We start from the raw sequence: 15,640 nt of genomic DNA, 5'->3' as shown, positions 1-15,640 counted from the left end.
GTTCAGAAATCAGTCGGGATTGGCGTTCCTGGTGGAAGCGATGATTTGCTGGGCCACCAGATCCTGGATGCGCCAAAGGTTCCTGTCGCGGATACCGCTCTCTTCCAACTTGCTGACGGTTCGGAACAGGTATTGAGCCGACGAGCCCCAATGCCCGGCAGCCCGCGCCAGCGTGTCGGCAACCTGCTCCAATGGCAGCCGGCCCGCATAGGCCCTGCCGTCTGGCGCGGCGACGAAAGCCAAGGCCCGCAACGGCCCATCCTTGGTCTTGACCTTGATCCAGCATGGCACGTTAGTCGGCGGATTGGCATCGATCTCGCGGCGCATCAACTGGCCAAGTTGCCCGACATGGTCTTCCGCGGGCAGCCGATAGACGATGCCGTTGCAGCTGCCGCCTCGATCGAGCGCCAGCATCAGCGCCGGCAAATCACGGGTTCCGCGCCAACGGGTCAGCGTCAGGCAGAACGAGCGGTGCCATCCTGGCGCCGTGGCCGGGCGCTGCTCGACATGGGCAAATTCGGGGTTCCAGATCAGCGACCCGTAGGCAAAGACCCATAGCGCTTCAGGCCGATGCTCCGACAGAAGTTGCTCGACAAGACTATCGAACTCCGCGTCTGTATGCTCGGTTGTTCCGGGCTCGGGACCCGGATCCGGTTCGACACGCTCGACCCTTGCGACGAGGTCCGCGGTCAATGCCATCGAGCTGCGACCCACCGGCTTCTTATCCATTCCTGCTCACCCCCCGCAAAAACGATGGCCGACGATAGAACGGCTGCTCGCCGCTGGCCATTGATTTCCAGGGTCCGTCAGGCACAGATACCGCACGGATCGAGCCGCTTTCATGAGCCGACGAAGCCTGCAACGACGCGCATTGACCTGGCTCGCCGCTCTTCTGGCGGTCTGGCTGGCCCTCGCCTATGTCGCTGCGCCGGAATTCTGGACGGTTCGCGACCGCGGCTTTCGCACGCAGACTTTCGAGATGGTGACACACACGCCGCAAGGCATTCCGGGCGACCCGATCAATATCGGCCTTGTCGGTACCGAAAAAGAGATGGTCCATGCCTTCGCCATGGCCGGATGGGATACGGCCGATGGCGTGACGCTAAAGACCGCGATCGAAATCGGTGAGAGCGTGCTGTTCGACCATCCCTATCCTGACGCCCCGGTCAGCCGGCTGCTGTTCGAAGGCCGCGCCCAGGATCTCGCCTTCGAAAAGCCGGTCGGCGGCAGCGCCGACCGGCGCCATCATGTCCGCTTCTGGCGCAGCGATGCGACCGGCGACGACGGCCGAACGCTCTGGATGGGCTCGGCCAGCTTCGACCGCGGCGTTGGTCTCAGCCACGATACCGGCGCCATCACCCACCATATCGCCCCTGACATCGACGCCGAGCGCGATCTCGTGATCCACGACCTGTCGGCGGCCGCCATGGTGATCTCGGTGAGCGACATCCCGGGCATCGGCGCCACCAGGACCGGACGCAACGGCGGCGGCGATCCCTATTTCACCGACGGCAAGGCTGTTGTCGGGGTGCTCAGGCAATTCCCCTGAACCACTGTCATTTTCCAAAAATCATCGCGGACTATTTTCCTGCGGCCCGCCGCAATGCTATTGAGCCCTGATGCTATACGTCGAAATCGCCACCGTGGTCGTCCTCATCTGTGTGAACGGCCTTCTGTCGATGTCCGAGCTCGCCATCGTGTCGTCGCGCCCGGCGCGGCTCAAGGCGATGATCGACCGCGGCGTCAATGGCGCCGGGCGTGCGCTGACGCTCGGCTCCAATCCCGGCAAATTCCTGTCGTCGGTGCAGATCGGCATCACTCTGGTCGGCGTGCTGTCGGGCGCCTTCTCCGGCGCCACGCTGGGCGACAGGCTTTCGGTGTACCTGGCCTTGACCGGCATGCGCGAAAACATCGCCGACCCGCTCGGCGTCGGGATCGTCGTCGCCATCATCACCTATTTCTCGCTGATCGTCGGCGAGCTGGTGCCCAAGCAGATCGCGCTGCGCGATCCCGAGCGCGTTGCCGCCCGCGCGGCGCCTGCAATGACCATCCTAGCCACCGTCTCCGCGCCGCTGGTGTTCCTGCTCGACATTTCCGGCCGCGCCATATTGTGGCTGCTTGGCCAGCGCGGCGAGAGCGAGGAGAAGGTCACCGACGAAGAGATCAAGATGCTGGTCGCCGAGGCCGAGCATCACGGCACCATCGAATCCGACGAGCGGCGCATGATCGCCGGCGTCATGCGGCTCGGCGATCGCGCCGTGCGCGCCGTGATGACGCCGCGCACCGAGGTCGACTGGATCAATTTGCAGTCCGATGAGGGCGCCATCCGCAAGCTCTTGATGGAGACCCAGCATTCGCGCCTCCCGGCCGGCGATGGCGGGGTCGACGTCATGGTTGGCGTTGTTCAGACGCGCGACGTGCTGGCCGCCCTGCTCGCCGGCCGCGCACTCGATCCGCGCAAGCATGTGCGCGCCGCCCCCATCGTCTACGACCAGGCCGACGCGCTGGATGTGCTGCAGAAGCTGAAGGAATCCGACGTGCCGATGGCGCTGGTGCATGACGAATACGGCCATTTCGAAGGGATCGTCACACCTGCCGACATTCTCGAGGCCATCACCGGCGTCTTCCGGGCCGATACCGACGCCGGCGACGAGGAAAACGCCGTCAAGCGCGAGGACGGCTCATGGCTGCTCGCGGGATACATGCAAGCCGACGAGATGGCTGACGTTCTCGGTATCGACCTGCCGGAAAATCGGGATTACGAGACCGTCGCCGGTTATGTGCTGTCGCACATGCACCATCTGCCGGCGACCGGCGAATGCGTCGACGCGCAAGGCTGGCGTTTCGAGGTCGTCGACCTCGACGGCCGCCGCATCGACAAGCTGATCGCCACCCGGCTGCCCAGCGGCCATCGCGAAGTGGTGCGTTGACGCTCTGCCGTCAAAGCGAATAGCGCGCTCAGACCGCGGCTTCGATCGGTTCGGCAAGCTTCGGATTGGAGCGCGAGGCGATCAGGCAACTGGCCACGATCAGGGCCGCTCCAGCCAGCGTGGTCCAGGTCGCCGCCTCGTCGAAGAACAGCCAGCCAAACACGATCGCCCAGATGAAGGCGGAATACTCCGTCGGGATCAGATATTGCGCTTCGGCCCGCGCGTAGGACCAGCTCATCAGGAACTGGCCGGAGAGCGACAGCGCCGTCACCCCGGCCAGCGGAAGCCAGAGATTGCCCGGCAGGGCAACCGCGAGCCAGGGAGCGGCGGGGAGAAGGACGGCGGCAACGCAGAGGTTCTGGAACAGCATGATCTCGACTGGCTTGGCCACCAGCGCCTGCCGCCGTGAGAGGATCAGATTGTAGGCGTAGAACACCGTCGATGCGAGCACCGCCACCGTGCCAAGCAGGGCATCCCCGGTATAGTTCCCTTGCCCGAACTGTCCGGCCATGATGATGACGACGCCGGCGATGCCCGCCAGCGACGCCCAGATCGCCTGGCGCTGTATGCGTTCGCCCAAAAGCAGCGCCGCCAGCAGGAGAGCGAACAGCGGCGCGACGAAACTAAGCCCGATCCCATCCGCTAGCGGCAATCTGGCAAGGCCCCAGAAGAACGACAGCAGAACGATGCCCACGATCACGGCGCGCAGCGCGTGTAGCCGCAGCACGGAAGGCGTGGGAAGGGAACGCGGCCCCGCCGCCCAGGCCGTGCCCGCGACCACGCTCGCAAGCATGCTTCGCCACAGCACCGTGTTGTAGACACCGACGGCGATGACCAGGATTTTCATCGCCGCATCCATGGCGGACAGAAGGAAGATCGCAAGTGCACAGACCAGCACCGGGGTCATGGGGGAAACGACGCCTGACAGGCTGGGTGACTTCACGGGGCATGCTCATGTGATGGATCGCAGCCGGATATATCAGGGGAGGACGGACAGGCCAGATGGCAGGGCCGTGCATATGGCGGTCCAACCGATCTTCGCAGCCCCTCGATTTGAATTCGGTGCGTTGGCAGCGCCTTTCGCTATCGGCCCCAGCCTGCCCTCACCCATGATTGATCCGCTGGAAGAATGGCAAAAGCAGCCAAAGCCTCTATATCGATTGTCATGGATGCATCGAACGAACACGCGCTAAACGACGAGCTTCTCCAAGATATCCAGCGCCTGTCCTTCGAGTATTTTCTCAACGAGGCCAACCCTGCCAACGGCCTGGTCGCCGACCGCAACACGCCAACGTCGCCTGCCAGCATAGCCGCTGTCGGGCTCGCTTTGTCGTCCTATCCCGTCGGTGTCGAGCGCGGTTTCATGACGCGCGATGCCGCAATCGAGCGGACGCTCGCCACGCTTCGCTTCTTCTGGAACGCCCCGCACGGGCCGGAGCCCGATGCCACCGGCTACAAGGGTTTCTACTATCATTTCCTCGACATGAAGACCGGCCGCCGCGTCTGGAATTGCGAACTGTCCACGATCGATACCGCACTTCTGCTTGCCGGTGTTCTGGCTGCCGGCGCTTATTTCGACGAGGACGATGAGCTCGAACTGGAAATCCGCAAGCTTGCCGATGCGCTCTACCGCCGTGCCGACTGGCGCTGGGCGCAGAACGGCGGCGCCACCGTCACCCATGGCTGGCGGCCTGGAAAAGGCTTTCTGCGCTACCGCTGGGAAGGATTTGACGAGGCGCTGATCCTGTACGTTCTGGGTCTCGGTTCGCCGACCCACTCGCTGCCGCCCGAGAGCTACGCGGCCTGGCTGTCCACCTATAAGTGGAAGACAATCTACGGCCGCGAGATGGTCTATGCCGGCCCGCTTTTCATCCACCAGTTCTCGCATATCTGGATCGATTTTCGCGACATCCGCGATGCTTTCATGCAGGGTCACGACAGCGACTATTTCGAAAACAGCCGCCAGGCGACGTATCTGCAGCGCGATTACGCAATCCGCAATCCGAGGGGGTTCGCGGGCTATGGCGAGAATTGCTGGGGCGTCACCGCCAGCGACGGCCCAGGTCCGATCGCGCGGCGAGCCGATGGACGCCGCTTCTTCGGTTATCTCGCCCGCGGCGCACCGTTTGGCCCCGATGACGGCACGCTGTCGCCATGGGCGGCAATCGCCTCCTTGCCTTTTGCGCCGGAAATCGTGCTGCCGGCGCTGCGCCATTTCCACGAGATGGACCTGCGCGACGGCAACCCTTACGGCTTCACCGCGAGCTTCAACCCGACGATCGCTGCCGACGACGGCCGCGCCTGCGGTTGGGTATCGCCGGACCATGTCGGCATCAACCAGGGGCCGATCGCCCTGATGATCGAGAACTACCGGTCCGACTTCCTGTGGCGATTGATGCGCCGCGTGCCGGCCATCACCACAGGACTGCGCCGGGCCGGGTTTTCCAGCGGGTGGCTGTGACAGGCGGCGATCCTTCGCGCGGGATCGTCAAGGCATCAGCGCGACCTTGCCGGTCCGACTCCACCATCCGGCCAAGGGAGCCGAGAGCGCCTCTTCACGTGAATGAAAAAGGGCGGCGCAAACGCCGCCCTTTGGAAAAATCATCGATCCTTGGGAGGATAAGGCTCAGGCCGCCTGGGCTTCGCCGGCAATCGCGTCGGCCTGACGCGCTGCCTTGAGCACGCGGGCCCACCAGGCAACGTCGTTGACCAGCGCCGTGGCAGCCTGGTTCAGATGCTCGATCTCCTCGAGCTTCTTCTCGCCCTGGCGCACCGCCAGGAAATCGCTCCAGGCAATGTGAACGGCGGATTTGACCGGCGCCATCTGCAATTCGACCGCGGCAAGACGCAAATGTTCGACAGCGCGCGAGCCGCCGACGCTGCCATAGCCGACGAAACCGGCCGGCTTCTTGTTCCATTCATTGGCGGCGTAATCGATGGCGTTCTTCAGCACGGCCGTCGGGCCATGATTGTATTCGGCGGCGGTGAAGATGAAGCCGTCGAACTCGGCGACCTTCTTTTGCCAGCGCTGGGCAACTTCGTTCTGCGACGGCGCCCAGGCGGACGAGGCGACCTCGTCGAAGAAGGGCAGCGGCCAGTCGCGCAGGTCGACGGTCTCGACGTCGATGTCGGCATGAGATTTCGCGATCTTGGCGATCCACTGGGCGGGCACATCGGCGAAACGCGCGGCGCGTGTCGAACCGACGACGATGGCGATTTTGGGCTTGGACATGGGGCTCTCCATATATGCAAAAGCTGGTATCGTTTGGATACCGGCGCTATATGAGATACTGACAAATGGCAGCGCAAGGAGGCACCGTTATGTTACTGAGGCACCCGCACAACACCGAAGACTGCCGCGCCGTCTCGGAAATCCTGCAGCGCGTCGGCGACAAATGGACCGTTCTGGTCGTCGGCAAGCTGGGCGGCGGACCGCTGCGTTTCAATGAGTTGCGCGCCGCTGTCGGCGGCATTTCGCAGAAGATGCTGACCACCACCTTGCGCGGTCTTGAGCGCGACGGCTTCGTCACCCGAACCGTGTTCCCGACCATCCCGCCACGCGTCGACTATGAGCTGACGGAGCTCGGCCATGAGCTGCTGGTGCCGGTCGGCGCGCTCGGCGAATGGGCGCGGAAGAACACCTCGCGGGTCCAGGCGGCGCGTGAAAGATTCGATGGCGTGCACGCCTGAAAACCGTTGCCCAGCAATAGTTTACGGATTTTGCCGTCGACGACGCGTACCCGGGTTTAACTGGATCCGCCCTTGCATCGTTGGTCACGCCATCGCGACATAGCTGCAGCGTTTCGTTCGCCGGCGCATCATCATTTTGAGGCTGACGAGGTCTTCCGCTGACGGGCCCTCAGGCCTTTGACGCAGGGTTGCTGCAACACACTGCGCCGCACGTCTCTACCCTTGCAGACCGCTGGGCGGTCCGCTCGTTGCCAACGGTCCGGTCGTGCGTGCAGGCAACGCTTGGAAGCTCTTTCCTGATCTCGGTATAAGCGGTCGTGCCAAGCAGGCAGATCACCGCGACGAGGGCCGCCACGAGCCAGCCGTTCAGCATGTGTTGACGCATTGTCTTCCCTCCGCCGCCCGCAGAATCGGATGTGAAGGCAACCATTGGATGTCGCGCAGCGCATCGCCCGCGCGGGGGATGTTACATAAGCGCAAGCTTGGCAGAATCGACGATGTCAACTTTCGGTTGGAATCGGCTTCGGCTTGCCGTCGCTATCCAGCGCCACCATGATGAAATCGGCGTGGGTGACCTTCTCCATCAGGTCGGAGAGGTAGCGTTGCGCCCAGGCCTCGACCTTGAGCGTCATGGAGGTGCGGCCGACGCGCTCGACATGGGTGTAGATGCACAGCGTGTCGCCGATCTTCATCGCCTTGGCGAAGGACATTTCCTTGACAGCCGCCGTCACCACGCGACCCTTGGCCCGCTCGGCCGCACGGATGCCGCAGGCAAGATCCATCTGCGCCATCACCCAGCCGCCAAAGATGTCGCCGGCCGCATTTGCATCGGCCGGCATGGCGAGCGTACGCAAGGTCAGATCGCCGATCGGCCGTCCGTCCGCGTAATGCACCATCCGAGATTCCCCTGAAGCGATAGCCCTTGATCCCGTAGCGTCATGGACCCAAGAGGTCAACGCGACGGGCGAGGCTCCCGGCGCAATGTCGGTTCCATGGTGGCTTTTCCGACCAGGCGTCTCACGGTCGCTTTTTTCACAAGCCATGCCGGAAGCCGCAGGGGCGCGGCCAAGCCGTCGCGGATAGGCTGCGCTCAGTTTTGCGGAGCCGCCAACACCAATCATGCAGACTTATGACTTCATCATCGTCGGCTCCGGCTCAGCCGGCTCGGTTCTCGCCGACAGGCTGTCGGCTTCCGGCCGTTACTCCGTGCTGGTGCTGGAAGCCGGCGGCAGCGACCGCCGCTTCTATGTCCAGATGCCGCTTGGCTACGGCAAGACTTTCTTCGACCCCGCGGTCAACTGGAACTACAAGCCCGAGCCGGACCCCGGCCTTGCCGGCAATGTCGACCATTGGCCGCGCGGCAAGCTGCTTGGCGGCTCCAGCTCGATCAACGCCATGGTCTGGATCCGTGGCGCGCGCGAGGACTTTGACGACTGGCGCGATGCCGGAAATCCCGGTTGGGGCTATGACGATCTGTTGCCGGGCTTCAAGGCGCTTGAGGACAATGAGGCCGGCGCCGACAGATGGCGCGGCACCGGCGGGCCGCTGCATATCACCGACACGACGAACGCCGTCCATCCGCTGACCAGGCGCTACCTCGCAGCCGGCCAGCAGGCTGGGCTGCCGCTCAACCCTGACTTCAACGGCGCCGCCCAGGAAGGCGTCGGCGTCTACCAGATCTCGACCAGGAATGGCCGCCGCATGTCGGCCGCGCGCGCCTTCCTGCGCCCGGCGATGAAGCGCGCGAATGTGCGCGTCGAAGCCAATGCGCTGGCGAGCAGAATCCTGTTCGAGGGCAAGCGAGCTGTCGGCATCGAATATCTGCAGAACGGCGAGACCAAGACGGCGCGGGCCGGCCGCGAAGTCATCCTGTCCGCCGGCTCGATCAACTCGCCGCAGCTCTTGCAACTGTCCGGCGTCGGCCCCTCGTCACTGCTCAAGGGGCTTGGCATCCCGGTCGTCCACGCCAACGAAAATGTCGGCGCGCATCTGCAGGACCATGTCGGCATCAACTATGCCTTCAAGGGAAACGTGCCGACGCTCAACCAAATCCTGCGGCCCTGGTGGGGCAAGCTGCTGGTCGGCATGCAGTATATCCTGACCCGTTCCGGCCCGCTGTCGCTGTCGATGAACCATGGCGGCGGTTTCTTCCGCACCGACCCGGCGTTTTCGCGCCCCAACATGCAGCTTTATTTCCAGGCTTTCTCGACCGTCATCCCGAAGAGCGGCGAGCGCCCGATCCTGACGCCAGATCCGTGGCCGGGCTTTTCCATCGGCCTCTCCAACTGCCGCCCGTCCAGCCGCGGCGAGATCATGATCCGCTCCAGCAATCCGCGTGATTATCCCAGGATCTTCGCCAACGCCTATTCCACCAACGCCGATGTCGACGAGATGCTGGCGGCGGTGAAGTTCGTGCGCAAGATAGCCTCGATGCCCGCCATGGCCGAGATCATCACTGAGGAGGTTTTGCCGGGCCCATCGATCCAGTCGGATGCTGACCTGATCCAGGATTTCAGGAAGCGCTCAGGCACCGTCTATCACCCGGTCTCGACCTGCCGCATGGGGCCGGACGCCGGGGCCGCCGTCGTCGACCCGCGCCTGAAAGTGCACGGGCTCGAAGGTCTGCGCGTCATAGACGCCTCGATATTTCCCGCCAACATCACCGGCAACACCAACGCCGCCTCGGTCATGACCGGATGGAAGGGCGCCGAACTGGTTCTGGAGGACCAAAAATGAAGATCACCGACGTCAAGACCTGGGTAGTCGGCAATCCGCCGCCGGGCATCGGCGGCAAGTATTTCATCTTCGTCAAGCTGACCACCGATGGCGGCGTCGTCGGTTACGGCGAGGCCTACAACGCCACCTTCTCGGCTCACATAACAGCGAAGCTGGTCGAGGACATGGCCGAGCGTTACCTGATCGGCCACGATCCGCATGACATCGAGACCTTCTTCCGCCGCGCCTATTCCTCAGGATTTACCCAGCGCCCCGACGTTACCGGCATGGGCTGTTTCTCGGCGCTGGAAATGGCCTGCTGGGACATTGTCGGCAAGGAAGCCGACAAGCCGGTCTACAAACTGCTCGGCGGCCAGGTGCACGAGACGCTGCGCTCCTACACCTATCTCTATCCGCACACCGGCAGCGTCCATTCGGAGGACGCGCCGGACGGCCGGAACGTCTACAATGACCCCGAATTGGCGGCCGCCTGCGCGCTCGAATATGTCGAGCAGGGGTTCAACGCCGTCAAGCTCGACCCGGCAGGCCCCTACACCGCCTTCGACGGCCACCAGCCGCGCCTGATCGACATCGATGTCTCCACCCGCATGGTCAAGGCGATCCGCGAAGCCGTCGGCACCCGCGCCGATATTCTGTTCGGCACGCATGGCCAGTTCACCGCGTCGGGTGCGCTGCGCATGGCACGCGCCATCGAGCCCTACGATCCCTTGTGGTTCGAAGAGCCGGTGCCGCCGGACATGCCCGAAGTGATGGCTCAGGTGGCGCGAGGCACGTCGATCCCGATCGCCACCGGCGAGCGGTTGACGACCAAGTTCGAATTCGCCCGAATCATCGAGAACCGCGCCGCCACCATCCTGCAACCGGACCTTGGCCGTTCCGGCGGCATTCTCGAAACCAAGAAGATCGCCGCCATGGCCGAGGCATACCACATCCAAATCGCGCCGCACTGCTATTGTGGGCCGATCGTTGGCGCCGCCAACATCCAGCTGGCGGTGACGCTGCCCAATTTCCTCATCCTGGAATCGCTGAAGCAGTGGGACGGCTTCCACGCGACACTGCTCAAGAAGAAGATCGAATGGCAGGACGGCAATGTCATTCCATCGAAGGAGCCGGGCCTCGGCGTCGAGCTGGACGAAGCGGTCTGCGAGGCGCATCCCTACACCGGCAAGGACCTGCATTTGCAGATGATGCAAACGCCGCTGATGCCGTGAGCGAACGCTACGCCTTCATCGGCCTTGGCCATCTCGGCGGCAACCTTGCCGCCAGCCTGTTGCGCAACGGTTTTGTCGTCATCGTCTTCGACCGCGACCCCGCCGCCGTCGAGCGCCTCGTGGCGCTCGGCGCCACGGCCGCGACCAGCCCGGCCGAAGCGGCGGCACAGGCCGGCAATGCCATTACTTGCCTGCCCTCGCCCAAGGTCAGCGAAGCGGTGCTGGCGAATGCCGGCGGCCTGCTCGAGGGTCTGCCCAGGGGCGGCTCCTGGATCGAGATGTCGACCAACGGCCGCGACGAGATCCTGCGCCTCGCCGCCCTCGCCGCGGCCAAAGGCATCGAGACGCTGGAGTGCCCGGTCACCGGCGGCGTGCATCTGGCCGCGGTCGGAAAGATCACCGCGCTTGTCGGCGGCGATGCTGCGCTTTACGAGCGCCATCGTCCGGCCATCGAAGCGATGTGCGCAAAGTCGTTCCTGATGGGTCCGGTCGGCTCCGCGGCGGTGATCAAGGTGATCACCAACATGCTGGCCTTCATCCATCTCGTCGCCGCCGGCGAGGCACTGATGTTGGCCAAGCAAGGCGGCCTCGACCTCGCGCAATCCTACCACGCCATCGTCGCCTCCTCCGGCAACAGCTTCGTCCATGAGACCGAAAGCCAGCTCATCCTCAACGGCTCCTACGACATTGGCTTCACCATGGACCTGGCACTGAAGGACCTCGGCTTTGCGCTTGCGATGGGCAGAGAGTTCAGACTGCCACTCCAACTGGCGCCGCTTGTGAGTGAGATTTTCCTGATGGGCAAACAGGAATATGGCGGCGGCGCCTGGTCGACCCAGATCGTCAAACTGCTCGAGGATGCCGTCGACATGGATCTGCGCGCGCCCGGTTTCCCAGCCAAGCTGGAAAGCTAAGCCGGGTAAATATGTCCTGCGATTTCAGGCCCTTGGCCGGTTCGCCGGAATCGCCGCTCAAACCACCTGAATCAATCCCTCAACGCCTTGATTCAATATCTCAGCGTCAGCGCTCCGGGCAGGATCTCAAACGTCGCGGGTATACGCCCCGGCGACTCGCCATCTATGTCGACCAGCGCGCCGTTCTTCTGGACATCGCCGATAGGTTCGACCACCACTTTCCGGCCACGCAATATGGTGATGGCCGGATGGTTGCGGTGCCGGCCGCCATAGAGCAGCCGAATATCCCAGATCAGCTTCAGCTTGCCGGCCGCGCGCAGGATGACGATGTCGAACTGGCCGTCGGCGAGTTCGGCGTCCGGGGCGATCATCATGCCGCCGCCGAAGAACTTTCCGTTGGCGACCGCCACCAGCGCCATGCGCGCCTCGACCGGGGTGCCATCGTCGACGGTGATCCGGACATCCTGGAAGCGGTAGCGGATGAACTCGACCACGGTGCGCCAGAAAAACAGCGCCTTGGCCGACATCCTGCCCTTGCGCTTGTCGGCATTGACCGCACGGTCCGTGGCGCCGGATAGGCCGAGGCTGGCGATATTGATGAAGTGCCGGCTGGCCAGCGCGCCATGGTCGTCGATGTAGCAGATGCGCCCGGCATCGACCTTGCGCGCCTTGGCTTCGGCGATCCGCTTCAGCACCGCATCCACCTCTTTCGGCAGCCCGAGCCCGCGCGCGAAATCGATGCCGGTGCCGCAAGGCAGCAAGCCAAGTTCGGTTGTCCGGCCGCTCTCATCGAATGCCTGCAGCAATCCGTCGGCCACCTCGCTGGCGGTGCCGTCGCCGCCGGCCGCGATCACCAGCTCGAAGCCGCTTGCCGCGAGGTCGAGCGCCAGCCTTTCGGCGTCGCCCTCGGCCTGCGTCTCGCGCAGCTCGAATTCGCCGAAATGCTTTTTCAGCGAAGCAGCCACCTCCGGCCAATGCCGTTTCAGCCGGCCGCCGCCGGCAATCGGATTGAGCACCACCCCGACTTTCAATGCGCACCCTCCCCGCACCGAGCCGATAGGCTCGATGCTTTGCCGGCATTGAAGCCCGCGCCAGCCGGCGGAGCAAGGGGCACAGCCGATCAGGCGCCAAAAAGCGGGCGGGCCGTCTAATGCAGCTGGAGTCGAAATTCCGAGCTTTGTGGCAAACGATCCCCGATAATCCCGTTATCCACAGGCTCACGCCCATTCCCCAAAACCCTTACCCCGCGTAAGTTTAACCATCTCAGGCGGCTACCGATCGCCACGCCGAAAGGCAAAGCGAAAAGGCGGATTTCCTGAGGCCCGTACGGCCCGAAGCGAGAGCAGGCTTGCTTGTTCGAGGGACGGATGCCGAGACCTACGGGGCCGCGGAAAGCGTGCGAACGCCAACGGCGGACCGATGCTGCCATGAAGGACGGCGAAAACCTTCGATGGCGCGCCGAACGAAGCTCGCAAGGGTGGAGAACGGCGTGGTCTGGAACGGGCACTGCCCTCGGGCGGTGACTGGCAGGACCGTCAAAATCAAGGCCGGCATGGCGCGACGACTTTGCGGAAGTTGCTGCCGCGACCGTGTCCTGATCTGACAGGGAGGCGCTGGGAGAAATCCCGGCGCCGACTGTCTTTTGGGCCAAGGGTCCGGTCGGCGAAGCGACGCGTAAGAAGCCGATACTTTGCTGGAACGCGATTTCGGCGCTGACGGCACCATCTTCATCACCAGGCGCGGTCAGCAATTCACCGACATGATCCCGCGCCTGATCGACAGAGGCGTGTCCTTCGTCGAGATCGGTGGCAACGACGCGATCATGCTCACCGTGCTTTCGGCGGCGGACTTCGCTCCGCCCGAAGGCGCCCGGGCGCTGTTCAGCCAACCGTTTCCGATCGATCCGGCCACCCGTCGCACCGGGCTGATCGTCGCCGTGCGCAAGCTGCACATCGTGCTGCCGGCGCTGTTCGAAGCAGGCGCGAGGCTGGAGCGCGTCTACGACTGAAGCCGCGCCCTGCACCGCGGCCTGCCCGGCGGGCCAAGCTACTTCTTCGGGCCGATGCCCGGGATCAAATTGAGGCCAGCGTTTATATATTCCGGCCGTATGGCGCCGCTGATGAGCGTGAAGGTGGCGAGCATGATGCTGGCCAGCGCACCGTCATGCCATGGCCTGAGGGCCAGCGCGTTGACGGCATAGGCCCAGAATGGGAAGGCGAGCATCGACATGACGATGTTGGCTCCCGGAGCCTCCGCATTGTCGGCTGAATCGCTGACCGATTTCAGATACACCGGCGTCATCGCCAGCGCGACGATCAACATGATCCATGAAATGGTCCAGACGCTGATACCGGCCATTTCAATCTTATAGATGGCTGCCTGCACCTTACCCGGAATGTCCCCTGGATTGCCTTTGGTCTCTTCCGCCACCGCATCGGTCAACGCCTTGGCAACCGGCTGCTCGGTGGCATTGACCAGGATGGAATTGACGAAGATGAAAAATGCCACGACTTCGGCAGGCACGTACTTCGCAACCCGGTCGAGATAGCCGTCGCCGCCTTTCGATCCTTGATCTTCTTGGTTGTCATCGTCGACGCCGAGCGGAGCATCGCCTGGAATGCCCTCGAGCGTTGAATCCCTTTTTGGCACAGGCTCGGCGGACCGGACAATTCTTCCCATGACTAACCCCTCCTATATTGTTGTATCGCCCGTGAGTATCGTAGTAGAAAACTGGGCCAAGATACAGTTGTCGCGGCCATAGCCGACAAGATTTATTCGGGCTTCTTCCTGCAAATGCATCACGCCCCCGCCCCATCTGCTACCGGGTGTCTCGAAATCCACCTAAGTGAGCCGTACCCGAAAAACGCATCCCCCGGCTCATCGCGTGATTGCGGCCAAAATCCCGCCTTGTTCGCGCGCGATGGAAGGACTGGCTGCCGGGGGGCAATCCGAAGGACAAGACCGTGATCAAGACCGCCCTTGTCGCCATGACCATTGTCGGCTGCGACTGCGACGCCAAGCTTTGCGAATATATCGGCGAGACGCCGGCGAAGTGGGCGACCATCGCCGACTGCGAAGCGGCGATGAAAAGCCAGATGCTGCACCAGAAGAACTTCGACTATCCGCTGGTCTCTGGCATCTGCCGCAGCAAGGGGTCGGCGTCTTCTTCGCAACTGGCGGCGGCCGCATCCCGCCCGGAACTGAAGCCGGCCAGCCGGAATGTCCAAACCCCGTTGCCGCCGGAACTGAGCCATCGGCCGAGCGTTCCCGTCGGCTCCCCGACGACGGCCATGGAGGCAGCAGCGGTACGGCCCGTCGCCTACGAGCAAGTGGTCGATGGCGGAACAGGCGTGCTCTACCGCACCAGGAACGGCTACGCCGTGGTCAAGACAGATCTCGGCCGCGTCGCGTCGGCAACGGTCGGCATTGCCAAGCGGTCCGCGAACTGGCTGGCAGGGCTGGTGCCGAGCGGGTTGTGAGCGGCCTGCCGTTCGGACCATACCACGCTGTCGCACTGCCGTTGAAAACTCCAGATAGATGCATGATGGTGTCAGGCATCGACACGCAGGAGCGCCATTTCATGAAGCATGCAGTTCGAACCGTGCTGTCCCTGGTGCTGGCGTTGGCGCCGGTTCCGGCCGGTGCGCAGGATTCCGGCCAGGGCGGCGACAAGGTTGTAGGCGTCGCCAGGGACGATCCGGACATGGCGGCGGCCATTGCGCAGGCGCGCGCCAGCCTCGATGAATTCCTGTCCTTGTCGGATGCGCCGCCAGCCGGGACAACCAGCTACAAGTTGAAAGTCGAGGTCAGGGACGGAGACGCCTCGGAGCATTTCTGGATCATCCCCTTCCACAAGACCGCGACCGGATTTGCAGGAACATTGGCCAATGAGCCGCAAGCGGTGCACAATGTCGTGGCCGGCCAGGAACTCGAATTCAAGCGGGACGATATTTCCGACTGGGGCTACACCAGAAACGGTCGCCAGGTCGGGAGCTTCACCGTCTGCGTGATGTTCAAGACGATGGCGCAAGAAGACGTCGAATATTACCGCCAGAACTACGGCTTCGCCTGCTGACGCGCGGCAGCCTGGCTAATGCATGCGCCTAAACAGGACCTCCGTTTTGGGGCAACGATATGCATCAAAACAAGACCTGAAGCG

At 63.5% G+C, this 15,640-nt stretch carries 16 protein-coding genes; 10 read left to right on the top strand and 6 right to left on the bottom strand.

The features are described from left to right. Positions 1-9: 9 nt before the first annotated feature. Positions 10-729 (bottom strand): gamma-glutamylcyclotransferase, encoded by a 720-nt coding sequence (locus NKI32_RS02220; RefSeq protein WP_023705875.1) that lies wholly within the window; start codon positions 727-729, stop codon positions 10-12. Positions 730-841: 112 nt separating this feature from the next. Between NKI32_RS02220 and NKI32_RS02215 the strand changes: the two genes are divergently transcribed. Then, entirely contained in the window at positions 842-1,549 is a 708-nt protein-coding gene (locus NKI32_RS02215) for an LssY C-terminal domain-containing protein (RefSeq protein ID WP_353001694.1), read from the top strand. Between the two features lie 70 nt (positions 1,550-1,619). After that, positions 1,620-2,930, top strand: coding sequence for a hemolysin family protein (locus NKI32_RS02210; protein ID WP_353001693.1), 1,311 nt, complete (start codon positions 1,620-1,622; stop codon positions 2,928-2,930). 28 nt (positions 2,931-2,958) lie between these two features. Here NKI32_RS02210 and NKI32_RS02205 read toward each other — a convergent pair whose 3' ends face one another. Next, positions 2,959-3,837, bottom strand: a complete 879-nt coding sequence (locus NKI32_RS02205) for a DMT family transporter (RefSeq protein ID WP_023701605.1) — start codon at positions 3,835-3,837, stop codon at positions 2,959-2,961. A 258-nt stretch (positions 3,838-4,095) separates the two neighbouring features. On the opposite strand from NKI32_RS02205, the gene NKI32_RS02200 reads away from it, so the two are divergent. After that, positions 4,096-5,391 carry a glucoamylase family protein gene (locus tag NKI32_RS02200; RefSeq protein ID WP_023683745.1) on the top strand — a complete coding sequence of 432 codons (1,296 nt, stop codon included), beginning with the start codon at positions 4,096-4,098 and terminating at the stop codon, positions 5,389-5,391. A 165-nt stretch (positions 5,392-5,556) separates the two neighbouring features. On the opposite strand, the gene NKI32_RS02195 is transcribed toward NKI32_RS02200, so the two are convergent. Next, the gene (locus NKI32_RS02195) at positions 5,557-6,162 is read right to left on the bottom strand and encodes an NADPH-dependent FMN reductase (protein ID WP_023671992.1); all 606 of its coding nucleotides are present in this window, start codon (positions 6,160-6,162) and stop codon (positions 5,557-5,559) included. An 89-nt stretch (positions 6,163-6,251) separates the two neighbouring features. On the opposite strand from NKI32_RS02195, the gene NKI32_RS02190 reads away from it, so the two are divergent. Beyond that, positions 6,252-6,620: a winged helix-turn-helix transcriptional regulator gene (locus tag NKI32_RS02190; protein WP_023683744.1), complete on the top strand. Its 369-nt coding sequence runs from the start codon at positions 6,252-6,254 to the stop codon at positions 6,618-6,620. A gap of 500 nt (positions 6,621-7,120) precedes the next feature. Here NKI32_RS02190 and NKI32_RS02185 read toward each other — a convergent pair whose 3' ends face one another. Continuing rightward, the gene (locus tag NKI32_RS02185; RefSeq protein WP_353001691.1) at positions 7,121-7,516 is read right to left on the bottom strand and encodes an acyl-CoA thioesterase; all 396 of its coding nucleotides are present in this window, start codon (positions 7,514-7,516) and stop codon (positions 7,121-7,123) included. A 223-nt stretch (positions 7,517-7,739) separates the two neighbouring features. Between NKI32_RS02185 and NKI32_RS02180 the strand changes: the two genes are divergently transcribed. Genes NKI32_RS02180 through NKI32_RS02170 form a run of 3 tightly spaced genes read left to right on the top strand, consistent with a single transcriptional unit; the run spans position 7,740 to position 11,481 of the window. Next, on the top strand, positions 7,740-9,356 hold the full coding sequence (locus tag NKI32_RS02180; RefSeq protein ID WP_352712035.1) for a GMC family oxidoreductase: 1,617 nt from the start codon (positions 7,740-7,742) through the stop codon (positions 9,354-9,356). Beyond that, the gene (locus tag NKI32_RS02175; RefSeq protein WP_352712033.1) at positions 9,353-10,567 is read left to right on the top strand and encodes a mandelate racemase/muconate lactonizing enzyme family protein; all 1,215 of its coding nucleotides are present in this window, start codon (positions 9,353-9,355) and stop codon (positions 10,565-10,567) included. The genes NKI32_RS02180 and NKI32_RS02175 overlap by 4 nt, the downstream gene beginning before the upstream one ends. After that, positions 10,564-11,481 carry an NAD(P)-dependent oxidoreductase gene (locus tag NKI32_RS02170; protein WP_023683741.1) on the top strand — a complete coding sequence of 306 codons (918 nt, stop codon included), beginning with the start codon at positions 10,564-10,566 and terminating at the stop codon, positions 11,479-11,481. The genes NKI32_RS02175 and NKI32_RS02170 overlap by 4 nt, the downstream gene beginning before the upstream one ends. Before the next feature lie 92 nt (positions 11,482-11,573). Here the strand turns inward: NKI32_RS02170 and NKI32_RS02165 are convergent, their stop codons facing one another. Further along, complete coding sequence (locus NKI32_RS02165; protein ID WP_353001688.1) at positions 11,574-12,512, bottom strand: diacylglycerol/lipid kinase family protein; 939 nt, start codon at positions 12,510-12,512, stop codon at positions 11,574-11,576. A gap of 659 nt (positions 12,513-13,171) precedes the next feature. Between NKI32_RS02165 and NKI32_RS02160 the strand changes: the two genes are divergently transcribed. Further along, complete coding sequence (locus NKI32_RS02160) at positions 13,172-13,489, top strand: hypothetical protein (RefSeq protein WP_353001686.1); 318 nt, start codon at positions 13,172-13,174, stop codon at positions 13,487-13,489. 38 nt (positions 13,490-13,527) lie between these two features. Here the strand turns inward: NKI32_RS02160 and NKI32_RS02155 are convergent, their stop codons facing one another. After that, positions 13,528-14,160, bottom strand: coding sequence for a hypothetical protein (locus NKI32_RS02155; RefSeq protein WP_156941312.1), 633 nt, complete (start codon positions 14,158-14,160; stop codon positions 13,528-13,530). A gap of 284 nt (positions 14,161-14,444) precedes the next feature. Here NKI32_RS02155 and NKI32_RS02150 point away from each other — a divergent pair, with 284 nt between their 5' ends. Together NKI32_RS02150 and NKI32_RS02145 are read left to right on the top strand one after the other, a co-directional pair. Further along, positions 14,445-14,960, top strand: a complete 516-nt coding sequence (locus NKI32_RS02150) for a hypothetical protein (protein WP_023672002.1) — start codon at positions 14,445-14,447, stop codon at positions 14,958-14,960. 101 nt (positions 14,961-15,061) lie between these two features. Beyond that, positions 15,062-15,556, top strand: a complete 495-nt coding sequence (locus NKI32_RS02145; RefSeq protein ID WP_023748171.1) for a YegJ family protein — start codon at positions 15,062-15,064, stop codon at positions 15,554-15,556. Positions 15,557-15,640 lie beyond the last annotated feature (84 nt).

This window comes from Mesorhizobium sp. M0761 (assembly GCF_040320205.1).
GTDB lineage: Bacteria > Pseudomonadota > Alphaproteobacteria > Rhizobiales > Rhizobiaceae > Mesorhizobium.
The sequence above is the reverse complement of the archived record's forward strand: the minus strand, read 5'-3'. Positions and strand labels throughout refer to the sequence as shown.